The sequence below is a fragment of the Sediminibacterium sp. C3 genome, assembly GCF_000508085.1.
Taxonomy (GTDB): domain Bacteria; phylum Bacteroidota; class Bacteroidia; order Chitinophagales; family Chitinophagaceae; genus Sediminibacterium.
In genome coordinates this window covers 3,153,984-3,171,429 of the sequence record NZ_KI669560.1, presented here as the reverse complement: position 1 = coordinate 3,171,429, position 17,446 = coordinate 3,153,984, and the positions used below count along the sequence as shown (strand labels likewise).

Here is a 17,446-nt window from a genome sequence, read left to right as displayed (position 1 = left end):
AAATTTTTTCTGTTTCAAATCTACTATAAACAAATTTCATTCCAAGGGGTCTTGGCTGCGCTTTAACAAGTTATAAACCCCGTTTTGTTTACGAAAATGGCAATAATTGCACAAAAGATGCCGAAAGGACAGTTTGGATGCCCCCCAAAAATGGTAACTTTGCCACTTTAATCAGCGCAGATGAACAATAACGAAACCGTTTTACAGAGTGTAGTAATCAAGTTTGCAGGAGATAGTGGAGATGGGATGCAATTAACGGGTCAACAGTTTACCAATAATACCGCTTTACTAGGGATTGATTTGGCCACTTTTCCGGACTTTCCGGCAGAAATCAGGGCCCCGATCGGAACCGTTCCGGGTGTGAGTGGATTTCAGTTGCATTTTTCTTCGGACAAAGTATATACTCCTGGTGATATTGCCGATGTGTTGGTGGCCATGAATGCGGCTGCGCTAAAAGTGAATCTGAAAGCCATTAAAAAGGGTGGAAAAATCATTGTGAACATCGATGGTTTTGATGCCAAGAATTTACGTCTGGCCAATTATCCCGATGGAGTGAATCCTTTGGAAGATGGAAGCCTTGACGGATTTGAAGTAATCAAGATTGATGTTACCAAACTGACGCGCGAAGCACTGAAAGAATTTACCGACTTAGGTACCAAGGAAAGAGACCGCGCAAAGAATATGTTTGTGCTGGGTTATATCTATTGGATGTACAATAGAAAACTAGACAATACCATTGATTTCTTGCAAGAGAAATTCGGTAAAAAAGAGAGTATTCTGCAGAGTAATATTAAAGTATTGCAAGCCGGATACAATTACGGCGACACTACAGAAACTTTTACTACCCGTTATACTGTTGAAAAAGCTAAAATGCCTGCTGGTTTATACCGAAGCATTATGGGGAATCAGGCATTGGCCATGGGGTTGATTGCAGCTGGCGAAAAAGCAGGGCTGCCTTTGTTCTTAGGAACATACCCGATTACTCCTGCCTCTGATATTTTACACGATTTAAGTAAATACAAAAGTTTTGGTGTAAGAACTTTTCAGGCAGAAGATGAGATTGCGGGGATCACCGCTGCGATTGGTGCGAGTTACGGTGGTTCCATCGGAGTTACCACTACATCGGGCCCAGGTATGGCTTTGAAAACAGAAGCCATGGGATTGGCTGTGATGCTCGAAATTCCTTTGGTGATTGTGAATATACAAAGAGGGGGTCCTTCTACAGGCTTACCTACCAAAACCGAGCAGAGTGATTTGTTGCAGGCTTATTACGGAAGAAACGGCGAATGTCCTATGCCCGTGATTGCTTCCGCAACTCCTTCTGATTGCTTTGATGTGGCTTTTGAAGCCGTACGAATTGCGATCCAACATATGACTCCGGTTATTTTATTGAGTGATGGATACATTGCCAATGGTGCCGAACCCTGGAAGTTTCCGCAGAGTGCCGACTTGCCAGAAATTCCAGTAAGCTTTAAGAAAGCATTGGCAGAAGGGGAAGCCAAGTTTATGCCTTATCAGCGTGATGAAAAATTAGCCAGACCCTGGGCAGTGCCTGGTACAGCTGGTTTAGAACATCGCATTGGTGGATTGGAAAAGCAGGACATCACCGGTAATATCAGCTACGATCCGGATAATCACCAGCATATGGTGAAAGTGCGTCAGGCCAAAGTAGATAAGATTGCCGATTATGTTCCATTGCAAACGATAGATAGCGGTCCTTCCAAAGGAAAAGTATTGGTATTGGGTTGGGGTTCTACTTATGGTGCTATTAAAAGTGCAGTAACTGAATTGCAAGCAGCAGGTCATGCGGTAAGCCATGCACATATTCGTTACCTGCGTCCGTTCCCTAAAAACTTAGGCGAAATCATTGCCAGCTTTGATCAGGTATTGATTCCGGAAATCAACAATGGTCAATTGATTAAAATTATTCGCGACCAGTATTTAGTGGATGCCAAGGGCTACAACAAAATCATGGGCGTTCCTATAACCAAAGGGGAATTGGTGGATGCAATTACTGCGATGTTGTAATAATGCCTTAATTTAATACATAAATAAGTACTTATGAAGGTGCTCAACTTTACCGAATTCAGAAATAACTTAGCAGAAAGCCTTAATTCTGTTAATGATGACGGTGAAATTGTGGTGGTTGCCCGAAGTAAGGGCAAGAATGTAGTGGTGATGAGTTTAGAAGAGTACAATAGCTTACAAGAAACCATTTACTTAAATAGCACTCCAGCCAATAGAGCCAGACTAGAAACTGCAATAGCGCGAATCGAATCTAAAAAGCTGAATTAACGACCTAATCAAAGACACCCAAAGAAATCCATTTACGGGAATTGGTAAACCAGAACCATTAAAGGGTAATTTATCTGGTTGCTGGAGTCGTAGAATCAATGAAGAGCATCGATTGGTTTACATGGTTAAAGAAGACTGCATTTATATACTGCAATGCAGGTTTCATTATTAATTAGCTGACTTATCATAGATCTTTGGATGTTTTACAATTCCATTAGTTGTGCAATAATACACAAGCTCTGATCTAGTACTAACATTTAATTCCGCTGTAAGTAAATTGAAATATTTTTTTACGGCTTCTAAGCTTTTGTTCATGATTTTAGCAATTTCGGTATGCGAAAGATTTACTGCATTCAATATTAAATACTCAATTTGGGTATCAGGTATTTTTTGAAGTGAATACATAACATTATTCTTATTTATGGGGGGATTCAAATGAAATATGATCGTTTTTTCAAACTTTATGAAGAATTAACCTTATGGTTAATTCTTTCTTTTTTGGGCCAGTATTGACCATATGGTTAATGTGATTTACAAACTGCCTAACTAATTTCAGTATAAATATTCAATGGTAATCCATCATTCCGAGTTCTGTGGCCACAGACAAAAAATGGACGATTCAATAGTACGAGATTCTAAAAGAATTTTGAAATTAAGCTCTTTTTTAAATGCGTACTAAATAAATAGTGTTTACTTAAAACATCCAAAATGAAATTTAAAAATATATTCTTTTTTTTATTGTGCTTCTTTTGGTTGCATGTAGAAAGCATGACGTCTCAAAAGTTGATTAACACAAAGAATTAAAAGAATGGCTCAAGCAAAAGGGCGAAAATTATAAAAATGGTTTTTTGCAATTCAAAGGAGTCAATGGTGACACGAAGGCAGGTCAACTCAATTGGTCTAAAGTAAGAACTTATCAAATTGATGGAACATCTTATACAGAAGTGCCCTTTATGTTTGGAGAAGAAAACAAAGGAGAGCTTCGATCTAATACTTCAGAAGCAAATGTAGATGCAACATTTTACTTAATGCTACGGACAATTAATGGTGAAATTGATGGCGCCATCAAAGTGGTACAGCAAAACGTAGCGTTAAAAGCGAATAACGAAACAAAATCAGGTACATTAGAGTCATTCAGGAATCTGAAGAACGAACTGGTCAATATTTGGTTCAGAGAAAAGGCAAATAACAATCTAGTTGCACTAAAATTAGCAGAAAACCAAACATGGGCAAATGCCATTTCTTCACAAAGTGATGTGAAATCTAATTCATGTGATCTCTCTTATTCTGCCGTGAGAGTAATTACTGGAGGTGGTGTGTCGCCAGATAGTTCACCTGATGATGTAATTGTATATAGTATTTATACAGAAATGACAATGTTTAAGATTGATTGCTCTGGAAGTATAAATGGTGGTGCAAATTGGCCTCCAACTCCTCCTTCAAGTGGTGCCGGTGGAGGCCACGAACAGAAGAAAAAGGAACCTTGTCCAATATCATTAGAAGAATTGAAAGCTGTATTTCATGGTCAGAAAGTAGACACAACAACTTTAAAGTCATTAATAAATTTACTTAATAAATATGGAAACCAATTTGGGTTTGATAATCCATATAAGATTAAACATTTCTTAGCTCAAATTGCACATGAATCCGGTGGATTAATAACTCTGAAAAAAGCCGAGAATATGAATTATCGTGCAGAAGTGATGGTAAATAAATTTCCGAGAATTTTCAGCACTGATGCAAGTATGTGGGCTATTGGCTTAAAAAATCCAAATGATTATGTAGGGAAACCGGAAAAATTTGCGAATTTGGTTTATGGTCAAAGTAACGGAAATGCAGGAATTCCTGGAGCAGGTTGGTTGTATAGAGGACGAGGCCCCATTCAATTAACAGGTTATAATAATTATAAAGGGTTTCAAGATTTTTATCATCAAATCTTTCCAAACAAATCACTTGACTTGATAAATCATCCAGATTTAGTAAATTCATCAGACGAAATTGCGATGCTTGCTTCAATGTGGTGGTGTAAAGAAAATTTGTGGAATAGATTTAAATGGGATGCATTAACTAGTGCTACAAAAGTTTCAAGTGTTGTTAATACAGGGAGCAAAAATAATATTGCAAATGGACTCCCTGATCGATTAAATTATTTTAAAAATATAAATCAAGCCATTGATTGTGACAATTAAATCAATCTTATACTAAATGATTAAAATGTAAATTTATGAAATCAAATAACTATTTTTTCATAGGGCTAACCTTATTAATTACAATTGCAACAGTTGCTGTTGTTTATTCTAGGAATATTAAAAAAATACCTATTACAACAGTCAATGAACCTCAATATATTACTGAAGCAAAAAAGAATATTATTGGAGTTTGGTATGCAGAGGAAAGCCCAACGAATATCTGGGAATTTAAAGAGGATGGACAATTGATTTGTCGTTTTGAAAATAATCCATCGGAAATATTAACATATAAAATAGTTAATATGACTCCAGTCTGTGGAAAAGATGTTGAAGTAGATGAGAAAAAAGAAACCATGTATTTAATTACTAAAGACGAAGATGGAGTTGAGGAATGTTCTGATTTAGCTTTTCATAAAAACACAACTTCAAAAATGAATTTATGGTCTGTTGGGATGACAGCAGATGCAATTACAGTTTTTATCAAAAAATCAAAAGCAAGAGTTGAAAAAAATTGAGTTCTTAAATAAGGAAAGACTTATATACTTTTTTGTGGGGGATAGTTCAGAAAATAGTGCTCAACATGTAAGTCGCTATTATTAATTCGCTACAAGTATTTAGTGGATACGATTAATGGGATGATTTAATCTGCTGTCTTGTCATAATAACTTGGATGCTTTACAATGCCATTGGTGGTGCAATAGTAAACTAGTTCCGATCTAGTGCTAACATTAAATTCAGCAGAAAGTAAGTTGAAATAGTTTTTAACGGACGCTAGGCTCTTGTTCATAATTTTCGCAATTTCGGTATGCGATAGGTTTGCTGCATTCAATATTAAATACTCAATATGGGTATTAGGTATATTTTCATAATTTTCTCTGATTATGGCTTTGGATGATTTTGATTTTTTCAGTGATCCACATTGATTGAATAACAAAATATCTATGTATTCTTTGTTTTCTAATGCAGCTTCTATTGATTCAACTAAAATATTTCTACTACCATAAGTCCCTTGGTATATAGCTGAGGCTCTATGTAAAAAGAATTTTGTAATAAATCCACAAGCCCCTTCACTTAGTACTTCTGTAACCAATGCTTCATTTGAATATGACGAAACGCCAATAATCTTTATTGACGGGTGTTTGAATGAAATGTATTGAGTTAATAGCAATCCATCCATTTTCGGCATTTTTATATCTAACAAAAGAATATCTGGTAATTGCTTAACCGTTTGTAAAGCCATCAAAAGCTCGTAACCATTATTTGAAACAATGTTGATTTCATTTTTCTTATATGCAGTTACTTCCTTGATAATGGCTTTTAAATGTTTTTCCTCGTCTTCTGCAATTGCAATTCTTAACACAGGTCTTTTTTACAAACATATAACATTATTGTTATGTATGGGGGGGGGGATTCAAATGAAATATGATCGTTTTTTCAAATTTTATGAAGAATTAACCATATGGTTAATTCTTTCCGCCTATGCCAAGTATTAACCATTTGGTTAATGTGATTTAAGCTCAAACTGATTATTTTCTTTTGAATATTCATTGGTAATCCATAATGCCCAGTTCTGTGGCAACAGAAGAAAAAATGGACGTTGGTAGAGAACGAGCTTTCTTAAAGAGCTTTTTGAAATTAAGTTCATTTATTAATGCTTTCTAAAAAAATAGTTTTTTAATTAAAATTTCCAAAATGAAATTTAAAAACATATTCATTTTTTTTGTTGTGATTCTTTTGGTCGCATGTAAAAAGCATGACGTCTCAAAAGTTGATCAACACGCTGAATTAAAAGAATGGCTCAAGCAAAATGGTGAAGGGTATAAAAATGGTGTCTTACTATTTAAGGATGCTAATGCAGAGAAAAAAGCAGGTCACCTCAACTGGTCACAAGTTAGTACCTATAATATTGAGGGTATAGTGTATACAGAAGTGCCCTTTATGTTTGGAGAAGAAAACAAAGGAGAGCTTCGATCTAATACTTCAGAAGCAAATGTAGATGCAACATTTTACTTAATGCTACGGACAATTAATGGTGAAATTGATGGCGCCATCAAAGTGGTACAGCAAAGCATAGATTTAAAAGCAAATAACGAAACAAAAACAGGTACATTAGAGTCTTTTAGGAATCTGAAGAATGAACTGGTTAATATTTGGTTCAGGGAAAGCGCAAACAACAATCTAATTGCACTAAAATTAGCCGAAAATCAAACGTGGGCTAATGCCATTTCTTCACAAAGTGATATCAGATCTAATTCATGTGACATCTCATATACTACAGTAAGAGTGATTACAGGCGGAGGTGTATCTTTAGATAGTTCTCCAGACAACGTTATAATTTACAGTGTATATACCGAAACCACATCATTTAAGATTGATTGTGCAGGTAGTGGATCAGGAACTGAATATTGGCCTCCAACACCACCGCCAAGTAGTTCAGGTGGGGGACCAAGTGAAATCGAAAAGGACCCATGTGAAGTAGCCAAACCCGCAGCAAAGATGGTTACTACATTATCGCAAAGCGATAAATACGATAGTGCTAAATTACAAATTCAAAATGCAGATTCAAAAGTAGAGCACTCAATTACTTTTGGTACAGATTCAAACGGTAATACTACAGCTTCACCTATGACTTCATGCACAAGTTCCTCAACTTGCACAGCAAATATTAATTGGCCAGGGGCAATTGCTGATATTCATAATCATACTAATGATTTGCCTCCATCTCCAGGTGACTTGTATAATCTTATAGGGGTTAATAATAAATACAATCAATATTCAACAAGGATGGTAGTATCTAAAAATGGCGCTGTGTTTGCATTAGTTGTGATAGATTTGTCCGCTGCAAATAGGTTCCGGGAAAAATATCCACCAATTGATTTGGGTTTTGGTCCGGATTTCCCATCAGAGATATTTGATAAATTGGATGAAGTAAAAGATGCCTTTATGAAAAAAGGATTAACTGAACTGATTTCAGTTGAGGCCGCGATGTCTTATGTTCTTGACAAATATAATACTGGAATGGCTTTGTTAAAACAAGATGGTATTGGTAATTTCAATAGACTCATTACTAATGAAACTATTTCAAATGGAAGCATAACTTATGTTTCAAACAATTGCAATTAATTTAATATGTATTTATGAAAACAAATCAAATAGTAATATCGTTTCTAATGATAATTGTCTCATTTAATTGTTACTCACAGCAATTGGTGAAAACTATAGATGATTCAAATAAAATCAAAGAGAATGAAGCACAATTTCTAAACAAACCCTTAAAAATATTACTTAAAGAGATTAAACCACCTATAAAACGCGTGACGGCTAGTCCGAGTAATAATTTACAGTCTAGTGTTGGATATTTTGTATTTAAGTTTGTTGACTCAAAACAAAACGATAGTTTAAGGACTAAGAAAAAAATACCAGTAACAATTGTTGTTTATGTAAAAGAATACTTTGATTGGGATTATCATAAGCGACCAAAAGGTAAAGAAACAGAATGGACTACAGCTGATATGAAAAAATATGAAAATCTAACTGTTGTTGGATTCCGGGTATATGGAAATAATTAAACAATCATTTTACAGCTTTCTCGGACCAACCCCATCAAGAGTCATTTGCACTTTTTGAATTCTGCCGTCTTCATTAAAGAGTAGCTTATCTATACAGGTAACCCTGTGATCCCTGTCCTTATTGGGTATGGGTCTTCTGTGGTAAATAATATACCATTCATCTGTCCCGGGAATATTAATGACTGAGTGGTGTCCTGCTCCTGTTGCAATGGTACTATCTGCTTCCAGAATGGTGCTTTCTCTTTCGAAAGGTCCGTACAAATTATCGGCTCTTGCATAAGCTACTTTATAGGTTCCATTGGTCCATCCGCCTTCTGACCACATAAAATAATAAGTCCCTTTTCTAATGAACATAATGGGTCCTTCTACATATCCTTTCGGTGTTATTTCTTTTACCAGTTCTCCATTTGGAAAAGGGGTAAGCCCAGTAAAGTCTTTATTGAGCTGTGCAATATTGCACCTGCCCCAACCCCCGTATATCAGATAATATTTTTGGTCTTTGTCCTGAAACACAAACTGGTCAATGGGTTGGGCATCGTTGTAAAATTGATTGATTAATGGTTTACCCAGGTAGTCCTTATAAGGTCCTTCCGGTTTGGATGCTACTGCTATACCAATGCCACCGTTGTAATCGTCTTTTACACCGTTTCGTTTTTTACTTTGGATATCATTCGCTGAAAAGAACAAAAAATATTGCTTGTCTTTTTTTACAATTGACGGAGCCCACATGGCCATATAAGCCCATTTAATTACACTGGTATCAATAACCCGGGAATGCTTTTTCCAATTGATTAAATCTTTTGAAGAAAACGCATCCAGAAAAACCTGGTCTTTGTATTTGGCTGAATAGGTTGGGAATATCCAGTATTGTTTATTGAGTATTACACCCTCCGGATCTGCATACCATCCTTCGATAATTGGGTTGCCTGATTTTTGGGAATTGGACGCTTTATTTTCTTGCGCAGCTATGTTTGCAAATGTGTAAGTGAATAGTAAAACAATGCAGATGATTTTTTTCATAACGATGATATGTTATTTAAGCTTCTTTGCCTGTTTTGCAAAAAAGGCGCAGCTGTTTTGTATGCCGCATTCATCGCATTTTGGATTCCTTGCCAGGCAGGTATATCTGCCATGTAAGATGAGCCAGTGATGCGCTTTGTGTACCAGTTCTTCCGGAATATGTTTAATCAATTCTTTTTCTACGGCCAGTGGGGTAGTAGCTTTTGTGCTAACCAATCCCAATCGGTGACTGACTCTGAATACATGCGTGTCCACTGCCATATTGGGTTGCTCATCTATTACACTGGTAATTACATTGGCTGTTTTTCTGCCTACTCCTGGTAGCTTCACCAGTTCTTCTACCGTCATGGGAACTTCGCCCCCAAATTGTTCCAATAACATATTGGCCATGCCAATTAAATGCTTGGTTTTGTTATTGGGATAGGAAATGCTTCTGATCAAGGGGAATAAATCATCAAAACTGGCTTTGGCCATTTTTTGAGGAGTTGGATAAACTTTAAAAATACCAGGTGTAGTCTGGTTGACCCTTTTATCCGTGCATTGGGCTGAAAGGATTACAGCCACCAATAACTGAAAGGGATTGTCGTACACTAATTCCGTTTCTGCAACGGGGGTGGTTTCCTGAAAATAGTTGATGACTTCCTGATAACGTTGCTTCTTGGTCATTTTCAAATTTCGGAAATAAATTGCAACTAAATAGTCTACTAGTTTTCCTTCTTTCTGGCGTATTCCAGAATAGCCTTAATTGATTTTTTGGAGGGAGACTTTAGTTTCAGCTTATCCAGTTGATCTTTAGACCGTTGTATAGTTTCAACCTGTTTTTTCAATTCCGCGTCTTCTGATATAGCTTTCTCGATGGCTTTGGTAAGCGCAGGTGTGCAATCCTTGTATACGTACATAATCAATTCCTCTTCTTTAAAGTTTTTCATAAGCAGTTTGGCTGCGTGAACAAGAGGATACGGTCTTTATTAAAACGGTATCAGTATTAAATTATTGTAGAACTTAATTTTTTGCTGAATCTTCAACAATAAAAATGTCTTCTCCGTCCTTTTTCATCAGGTACCTTTCTCTGGCGTACTTTTCAATGGCTGCAGGATTGTTCTGTAAATCGTTCAGTTCTTTTTTGGTCTTTTCTATTTCCTGCTCGTAATAAGCTTTTTTCTGCTCCAGTTTTTTTAATTCGTCCCTTCTTTCCTTTTGCTGAAAATAATCGCGCTGATCATAAAATAACATCCATACGATAAACAGTACAGCTGCTATAAAATATTTATTGGTGATATAGGGAATCGCTTTCTTCATAAAAAATGGCAGATAAAAGTAGTAAGAAACCTTTATCTGCCAAGTAAGAATTGTGCACAGTGTGCAATAAACTATTTACCGAACTTGATTTTTCCTTTTGGATAAATGCCAGTATCGCCTAACATTTCTTCAATACGGATTAACTGGTTGTATTTCGCCATACGGTCTGTTCTGGAAGCGGAACCAGTTTTAATTTGACCACAGTTTAAGGCAACTGCCAAATCAGCGATGGTGGTATCTTCTGTTTCACCACTTCTATGGCTCATGATGGTATTGTATCCGTTGTGTTGCGCAAGGGTTACGGCATTGATGGTTTCAGTAATGGTTCCAATCTGGTTCACTTTTACCAATAAGCCATTGGCAATATGCTTGTCAACCCCTTGTTGAATACGTTCCACATTGGTTACAAATAAATCGTCACCTACTAACTGACATTTACTTCCAACTGCCTGTGTTAAAGCTTTCCAGCCATTCCAATCGTCTTCTGCCATACCATCTTCTATGGAAACAATCGGGTATTGCTTTACCCATTTTTCCCAGAATTTCACCAGCTCATCGCTGCTCATTACTTTACCGGAACTCTTATGGAAAACATATTTCTTTTTCTTGGCATCCCATAGTTCGCTGTTGGCAGCATCCATGGCAATTACAATCTGTGATCCAGTTTTATATCCTGCTGCCTGAATGGATTCCAATACGGTTTCAATGGCTTCTTCATTGCTTTGGATATTCGGTGCAAATCCACCTTCATCCCCTACGTTGGTGCTGTATCCTTTCTTTTTCAATACACCCTTTAACGTGTGGAAAATTTCTACACCCCAACGCAAACCTTCGCTAAAGCTAGGAGCGCCTACTGGCATAATCATGAATTCCTGAAAATCAATTTTATTATCGGCATGTGCACCACCATTTAAGATATTCATCATGGGGATGGGCAATGTTTTGGAATTGGTTCCGCCGATATATCTGTACAAAGGTAAATCCGCTTCATCTGCAGCAGCTTTGGCTACGGCCATACTTACCGCTAAAATGGCATTGGCACCTAATTTGGCTTTATTGGGTGTGCCATCTAAATCAATCATTGCCTGGTCAATAGCAGCCTGCTCAGAAACTTCCATACCCACCAAGGCTTCTGCAATAGTGGTATTTACATTTTTTACGGCTTTTAAAACGCCCTTGCCTACATATTTTTTCTTGTCGTTGTCACGCAATTCAACTGCTTCGTGAATTCCTGTACTCGCACCACTGGGTACGGCTGCACGGCCAATAGCACCGTCGTCGGTTAATACATCCACTTCAACAGTAGGATTTCCTCTGCTGTCTAATATCTGTCTTGCGTGCACGTCAATAATGTAGCTCATGTTCTTTGTTTTAATTATGTGTTCAAATATAAGTAATATGTAGTTTATACACGAATAGGGCCGGTCATGCTTCTGAAAACCGATTCCAGGGATTCTTTTTGATTGAGTTCGGCAATGGGCTGGTTTGCCATTAAATTCCCTTTATGAATAATGATTATCCTGCTGCAAATGGCTTCTACCTCCGGCAATATATGACTGGAAAACAGTACCGTCTTATCCCGCCCCAATTCCTGTATCAATTGTCTGATTTCTATTATCTGATTGGGATCCAACCCTGTGGTGGGTTCGTCTAAAATCAATACTTCGGGGTTGTGAATAATAGCTGCTGCCAATCCCACCCTTTGCTTATAACCCTTGGATAACTGGCCAATCTTTTTGTGTTGCTCCGGTCCTAATCCCACCCTGTCAATGGTCTCTTTAATTAGTTGCGTTAGGTTATTACACTGATGTACAGCGCCCACGAATTGCAGGTATTCTTTTACATACAAATCGTAGTAGTGGGGATTCAATTCTGATAAGTATCCAATTTTTTGTTTACAGGCTATTGGATTTTCAGCCATATTAATCCCCGCTACCAGAATGCTTCCGCTGTCCGGCTCAATGGATCCGGTTATCATTTTCATGGTAGTACTCTTGCCCGCTCCGTTAGGTCCTAAAAAGCCAACGATCTCTCCTTTCTGTATGGTAAAAGAGAGATCGTTCACTGCGATTTGTGTACCGTATTTTTTTTGTAACTGACGTACTTCTATTGACATGTGGCTCATTTACAGCCTCAAACCTACTTCATTTTCAAGGTATTTTTTCGGATGATTCGTTAATATTTTCGAGGATCTTATTTCAAACTACTGCGGATTTCGTCCATTACTGCATTCAGATACTTATTGGCAGCCGATGCAACTCCTGCTTTGTATTTAGCAGATTCTACCGGAATTACCTGAACATTTTTCATAAAGCGATCGTCTACATCAAATACCCTGAAAAAACCGGCGTCCTGTCCCCACATATCTACTTTAGCCTGTTCTTCTGCCTTGTATTTTTTCTTTTCTATAACTCCTTCAATGGTTATTGGCTTTTTTAGTAGCCAGTTGCCCACACAGTAGTTGGCCATGCTTTGTTTTGTATTTAAACTTACAATAGAACTTCCGTTAGCATAAAATTGTGTGGTTCCACTATAGTCCAACGCATCACTCCCAATGGCCAAATTGGTTTCGGCCACTACTTTGGCGCCACCTCCCAATCTGCCCAGTAGCTTACTTCCTCCTGATTCAGCTTCATTGGCAAAGGGTACAGCAAGGTTTACGGCCAATACAACAGCGCCCCCCAGTTGTTGGGAAATTTTGGGGGATTTGTTGAAGAAACTATTCTTTTCTTTTCCATCATCGTTTACCCCCTTTACTAAATAATCAAAGCCTGTTGGCGAAACAGATACATAGCCATCGTATTGGGCCTGATTCAGTGTGCCCCCCGTTCTTTTTACCCAGTCTTTTAGTTCATCAGATGCCAATGCCTGTTCTGCTGTAATAATTTCAAAACCTTCTGCTTTTAGTTGATCTACCAGATTTTTGTATAGTTCATCGGTAACATCAATCAGGTCTTTTTCCTGAAGTCCTTTAAGACCTAGAGCTACACTTGCAGATACAGCGCTTTTATAGCTTCTGGTATAATCACTACCACCTCTGAATCCACCGGCTTTTTTTTCTGTATCCAGATACATGGTCTGGAAATTTATTCTGAACTGACTAATGAAAACTTTCTTAGGTGCATCTTTCAGTTTTCTGAGTCCATAGTTATTTATTTCTTTTAAGTCTACTTCCCCAATAGTTTGTGCAATCATAATTTGGGTAAGCATTAGCATCATGCTTGTAATAAATAGCTTTTTCATGTTGGTAATTTTGAATGAAGCTATTGTAAGGAGATACGAATGACAATACAGCATATGCTGTATTTTAGTTCCACTTGAATTTATGTGCTAATTGAATGGCTTGTGCTTTTGAATTAATATGCAGCTTCTCATAAATTCGGCTGATATGTGTGCGAACTGTTTGTGGACTGATAAACAAATTACTTGCAATTTTTTTGTAGTCCTGACCTTCTACAAGGTACTTTAAAATTTCCTGCTCTCTTTCACTAAGCAAATTCAGCATGCTGTCTTGTTGCTCGTTTTGAGTACTTGCAGGTTTAGGTCCATGTTTTAACCACAGTAAGGTTTTCCTGGCAATGGCCGGACTCATGGGAGCTCCGTTTAAATGATAAGCATTTTGAATGGCATCTACCAACATGTCTGGTGCATCATCTTTTAATAAATATCCGGAAGCGCCTGCTTTAATGGCTTCAAATATTTTGTCGTCATCATCAAATACAGTAACCACTATGAATTTAATATTGGGAAATTTTACGGTAGCAATGGCAATGGTGTCAATTCCGTTAAGAATTGGCATGTCTAGATCCATTAGCACCACCTGTGGTAATAGATTTGTGGGTAGTGTTTTTATTTTTTCCAGAAAATCCAGTCCATTCACTGCTTCCATTACAACGTCTATTTCATTTAAGCCATACAAATTTTGCCGGATCATATTCCGGTTCAGTGATTTGTCGTCTACAATGCCAATTTGAATCATTGGACTAAAATTGCGTTAGTTTTTTTAATGTATCAATACTGCATTTGCAGTATTTGGATTAATAATAAATGTATTAATTTAATGAAATGCAATTAAGGCTTTCCTTACTATTAGGATTTATCTGTTTTGTACTGGTGGGATCAGGGCAGCCGGGCTTTTTATCTTATACTATAAAAAACGGACTGTCTCAGAATGCCGTCACAGCCATTTTCAGGGATTCTAAAGGATATGTATGGCTGGGAACTCAGGATGGCTTAAACCGTTTTGATGGAATTGGGTTTACCAAATTCAAGCATGATACAAATGACACGCTTACTATAAGTGACCAGTATATCACCGCCATATCTGAAGATGGGTTAGGCAATATCTGGGTAGGAACACGAAATGGCTTGAATAAATTCAGTTACCACAGCAATCGTTTCGAAAGGATTCATATTAACCCCAATAGAAGAAATATTATTCAATATGTTTTTGAACAAATATTTCCATTGGGGAATGGTGACCTTGCATTTGTGGCGGAGGACCAGTTATATGTGTGGCTCCATCAAAAGAAGCTAATAAAAAAATTGATGGGCAAGTATAGTGATCGATCTGCCTATACAGTGAATGAACAAGGTATCTGGCGATTGAATAAAAGCAAGTTGTTTCAATATGACCTGCAAACTTTTGCTTTAAAAAGAATTCATCCATTTAGTGGTATACTAGACACGTCAGCTTCTATCAGTAGAATTGTTTTTGACCATGCACAAAAACTCTGGCTGGTCAACGAAAGAGTTGAACACAAACCCCAGGTAAAGATTGTAAAAATCAATAGCCGCATATCGGTTTTGAGCAGTTTTCAATTGCCAGAGAAAATCTATCACCTTAGTTTTGATTTATCTAACCAGGCCTGGTTTTCCAGTCTTTCAGGGTTGTTAATAGTTGACAGTACTTATAGAACATATTATTGGCGGGGGGCTCAATTGCCTTCCATTCTTAATCAGGCCAATGCTGTTTTGTGTAGTTATCATGATGCTACTGGTATTAGCTGGGTTGGTTTTGCAAACAATGGGGTGCTAGTTTACAACCATACAGCCAGTGCATTTAATTTGATTCAGCCACTCAATAAAACAGAAACTGTATTTGGTTTTGCAGTGGATAGCAATAACAATGAATGGCTGGCGGCAGTATCTGGTATTTATAAAAAAGCGCAAACTGATAAAAGCTGGAAATTGGTTTCGAAGAAAAAGTAAGAGCCCTGGCTGCAGGAGACAAGGGTGTGCTCTGGGCTGCAATTGAAAACGAAGGCCTCTTTGTAATTTACCCCGATGGGGTTTTTAAACTGATTGCGAATGCAGAAAACTTAAAGTTGCCTGATAATACCATTTTTCATTTGCACTATCAAGCTGGAACAGGCCAACTGTTTATTTCCACTAAATCAGGACTTGTATTGCTGGATACCAAAACGCTGCAGGCAAATAGATATTGGGCTGAGTCGATTACCAAGCAGTACCAAATTTCCGGATCTTATGTGTTGCACTCATTTACAGACAGAGAACAAAGAACCTGGGTGAGTTCTAATACAGGCATTGATGTGTTTGATAAATCAATGAATAAAATATTGCAGTATAAAACCAATGATGATAAAGCTTCTCCCATTAAAAGAACCATTGTAACCGGCACAACGCAGGATTTGAAAGGGAATATCTGGATTGCCACATTAAGCAACGGAGTTTACAAGTGGCTGAATGGAAAATTTTTCCAGTACAACCATTCAAATGGTTTATCCGGGGATGTGGTGGCAGGAATCATGACCGATGCATTCAATCGGGTTTGGGTAGCTACTACTACTGGTATGAACTTAATTGATCAGGACAATAATCAGATTTTTCAATTGTCTGAGCAAAACGGAATGCCGGCTTCTGATTTTCTGTTGTCTAGTTTTTTTGCCCATAAGAATGGGAGCTTGTTATCGGGTAGTTCAGAGGGGCTCGTGATGATCAGGCCCGATTTATTCAGGCCTCCGAACACGTTGCTGCATTGTTATATTACGGATGCGGCTATTAATTTTAATCCGGTACCCATTGCGGATCGTTATCTGTTGCAATCGGATGATAAGTCTATTTCTCTGGAAATTGCTTCGCCTTCATTTATTAATGCAGAGAAAGTAATGTATCAATACAGGTTCCTGGGATTGTTTGACAAGTGGATTACACTGCAACCCAATAACCGAAGAATCAGTTTTACCAATTTGCCTTATAAATCCTTTCAACTGGAAATTCGTGCGGCAGAATCAAGTGCACAATTGGAAAAAGCTCCTATCAAAAAAATCTTTATTATTCGAAAGCCTCCATTCTGGCAAAATCCATTTTTTGTGGGTCCGATGATTGTGCTTTTATTCTTTGGCCTGCTTATCTTGGTACGCTTTTTTACCAAGCGAAAAATAAGGCAGCAATTGCAGCAGTCTGAAATTGAACATCAGATTTATAAGGAGCGCGAGCGGATTTCCCGTGATTTACATGATCATCTTGGGGCTTATGCGGCAGCAATAAAATCTAATATTAACCACCTGGAAAGAAAGGACGAACATACCAGTAATACGCTGCAAAAATTAAAGGAGAATGCGGATGATATGGTGAACGCATTGCGGGAAACCATCTGGGTTCTGCAATACCAGGAAATTAGTATAACGGCATTGAGTGACCGCTTTAAGAATTTAGTGAATCGAATCCGACCTAATTATCCTGACATTGCTATTGAAGTGATTGAAAATATTGAAGTTGACAAGCGATTAACTCCCGCGGAAAGTATCCACTTGCTAAGGATGATGCAGGAGGTATTAACCAATGCCCTGAAACATGCTGAATGTTCCAGGCTAACCATTCGAATCAGGGTAAACCAACGGGCCGAAATTGAAATTGAGGATGATGGAAAAGGCTTTGAATTGGAGAAGGTGAGCAGCGGTTTTGGACTGGAGAATTTAAATGAAAGAGCTTCTGAAACAGGGGCAAGCCTGCAAATTTTCTCTAGAAAAGGCGGTGGAACCCGAATTAGAATTGTATTCTAAGCGCTAAAACCCCTTTAAAACCGTACTTTTGCACTCCCAAAATACGCAG

Annotated in this window: 17 protein-coding genes and 1 pseudogene; 9 read left to right on the top strand and 9 right to left on the bottom strand. The window is 37.6% G+C overall.

Annotated elements, in window-relative coordinates:
• Positions 1-180 precede the first annotated feature (180 nt).
• From F777_RS0114845 to F777_RS0114825, 5 genes and pseudogenes are all read left to right on the top strand, one after another.
• Complete coding sequence (locus F777_RS0114845) at positions 181-2,028, top strand: 2-oxoacid:acceptor oxidoreductase subunit alpha (RefSeq protein WP_026752739.1); 1,848 nt, start codon at positions 181-183, stop codon at positions 2,026-2,028.
• 33 nt (positions 2,029-2,061) lie between these two features.
• Positions 2,062-2,295 (top strand): type II toxin-antitoxin system Phd/YefM family antitoxin, encoded by a 234-nt coding sequence (locus F777_RS0114840; RefSeq protein ID WP_026752738.1) that lies wholly within the window; start codon positions 2,062-2,064, stop codon positions 2,293-2,295.
• Positions 2,291-2,467: pseudogene (locus tag F777_RS17715) on the top strand (Txe/YoeB family addiction module toxin); the annotation flags it as partial. The gene F777_RS0114840 and the pseudogene F777_RS17715, both read left to right, overlap by 5 nt.
• Positions 2,468-3,143: 676 nt before the next feature.
• A complete protein-coding gene (locus tag F777_RS17480) occupies positions 3,144-4,484 on the top strand; it encodes a glycoside hydrolase family 19 protein (RefSeq protein ID WP_051408642.1) in 1,341 nt (446 codons plus the stop codon).
• A 35-nt stretch (positions 4,485-4,519) separates the two neighbouring features.
• Positions 4,520-4,999 carry a hypothetical protein gene (locus F777_RS0114825; RefSeq protein ID WP_026752736.1) on the top strand — a complete coding sequence of 160 codons (480 nt, stop codon included), beginning with the start codon at positions 4,520-4,522 and terminating at the stop codon, positions 4,997-4,999.
• Between the two features lie 125 nt (positions 5,000-5,124).
• On the opposite strand, the gene F777_RS0114820 is transcribed toward F777_RS0114825, so the two are convergent.
• On the bottom strand, positions 5,125-5,844 hold the full coding sequence (locus F777_RS0114820) for a response regulator transcription factor (protein WP_026752735.1): 720 nt from the start codon (positions 5,842-5,844) through the stop codon (positions 5,125-5,127).
• 332 nt (positions 5,845-6,176) lie between these two features.
• Here F777_RS0114820 and F777_RS0114805 point away from each other — a divergent pair, with 332 nt between their 5' ends.
• Positions 6,177-7,607, top strand: a complete 1,431-nt coding sequence (locus F777_RS0114805; protein ID WP_026752734.1) for a hypothetical protein — start codon at positions 6,177-6,179, stop codon at positions 7,605-7,607.
• A gap of 14 nt (positions 7,608-7,621) precedes the next feature.
• On the top strand, positions 7,622-8,053 hold the full coding sequence (locus F777_RS0114800) for a hypothetical protein (protein WP_026752733.1): 432 nt from the start codon (positions 7,622-7,624) through the stop codon (positions 8,051-8,053).
• A 9-nt stretch (positions 8,054-8,062) separates the two neighbouring features.
• Here the strand turns inward: F777_RS0114800 and F777_RS0114795 are convergent, their stop codons facing one another.
• From F777_RS0114795 to F777_RS0114760, 8 genes are all read right to left on the bottom strand, one after another.
• On the bottom strand, positions 8,063-9,073 hold the full coding sequence (locus F777_RS0114795; RefSeq protein WP_026752732.1) for a glycoside hydrolase family 43 protein: 1,011 nt from the start codon (positions 9,071-9,073) through the stop codon (positions 8,063-8,065).
• Between the two features lie 12 nt (positions 9,074-9,085).
• Positions 9,086-9,739 carry an endonuclease III gene (nth, locus tag F777_RS0114790; protein ID WP_026752731.1) on the bottom strand — a complete coding sequence of 218 codons (654 nt, stop codon included), beginning with the start codon at positions 9,737-9,739 and terminating at the stop codon, positions 9,086-9,088.
• 38 nt (positions 9,740-9,777) lie between these two features.
• Positions 9,778-10,002 carry a hypothetical protein gene (locus F777_RS0114785; RefSeq protein ID WP_026752730.1) on the bottom strand — a complete coding sequence of 75 codons (225 nt, stop codon included), beginning with the start codon at positions 10,000-10,002 and terminating at the stop codon, positions 9,778-9,780.
• Between the two features lie 73 nt (positions 10,003-10,075).
• Positions 10,076-10,372, bottom strand: coding sequence for an FtsB family cell division protein (locus F777_RS0114780; RefSeq protein WP_026752729.1), 297 nt, complete (start codon positions 10,370-10,372; stop codon positions 10,076-10,078).
• A gap of 71 nt (positions 10,373-10,443) precedes the next feature.
• Entirely contained in the window at positions 10,444-11,733 is a 1,290-nt protein-coding gene (eno, locus tag F777_RS0114775; protein WP_026752728.1) for a phosphopyruvate hydratase, read from the bottom strand.
• A 44-nt stretch (positions 11,734-11,777) separates the two neighbouring features.
• Entirely contained in the window at positions 11,778-12,488 is a 711-nt protein-coding gene (locus tag F777_RS16950; RefSeq protein WP_037369576.1) for an ABC transporter ATP-binding protein, read from the bottom strand.
• A 77-nt stretch (positions 12,489-12,565) separates the two neighbouring features.
• Positions 12,566-13,615, bottom strand: coding sequence for a hypothetical protein (locus F777_RS0114765; RefSeq protein WP_026752727.1), 1,050 nt, complete (start codon positions 13,613-13,615; stop codon positions 12,566-12,568).
• A 64-nt stretch (positions 13,616-13,679) separates the two neighbouring features.
• Complete coding sequence (locus F777_RS0114760) at positions 13,680-14,351, bottom strand: response regulator transcription factor (protein ID WP_026752726.1); 672 nt, start codon at positions 14,349-14,351, stop codon at positions 13,680-13,682.
• An 86-nt stretch (positions 14,352-14,437) separates the two neighbouring features.
• Here F777_RS0114760 and F777_RS0114755 point away from each other — a divergent pair, with 86 nt between their 5' ends.
• Both F777_RS0114755 and F777_RS0114750 read left to right on the top strand, forming a co-directional pair.
• On the top strand, positions 14,438-15,583 hold the full coding sequence (locus tag F777_RS0114755; RefSeq protein ID WP_026752725.1) for a ligand-binding sensor domain-containing protein: 1,146 nt from the start codon (positions 14,438-14,440) through the stop codon (positions 15,581-15,583).
• 26 nt (positions 15,584-15,609) lie between these two features.
• The gene (locus tag F777_RS0114750) at positions 15,610-17,397 is read left to right on the top strand and encodes a sensor histidine kinase (RefSeq protein WP_026752724.1); all 1,788 of its coding nucleotides are present in this window, start codon (positions 15,610-15,612) and stop codon (positions 17,395-17,397) included.
• The last annotated feature ends 49 nt before the right edge of the window (positions 17,398-17,446 follow it).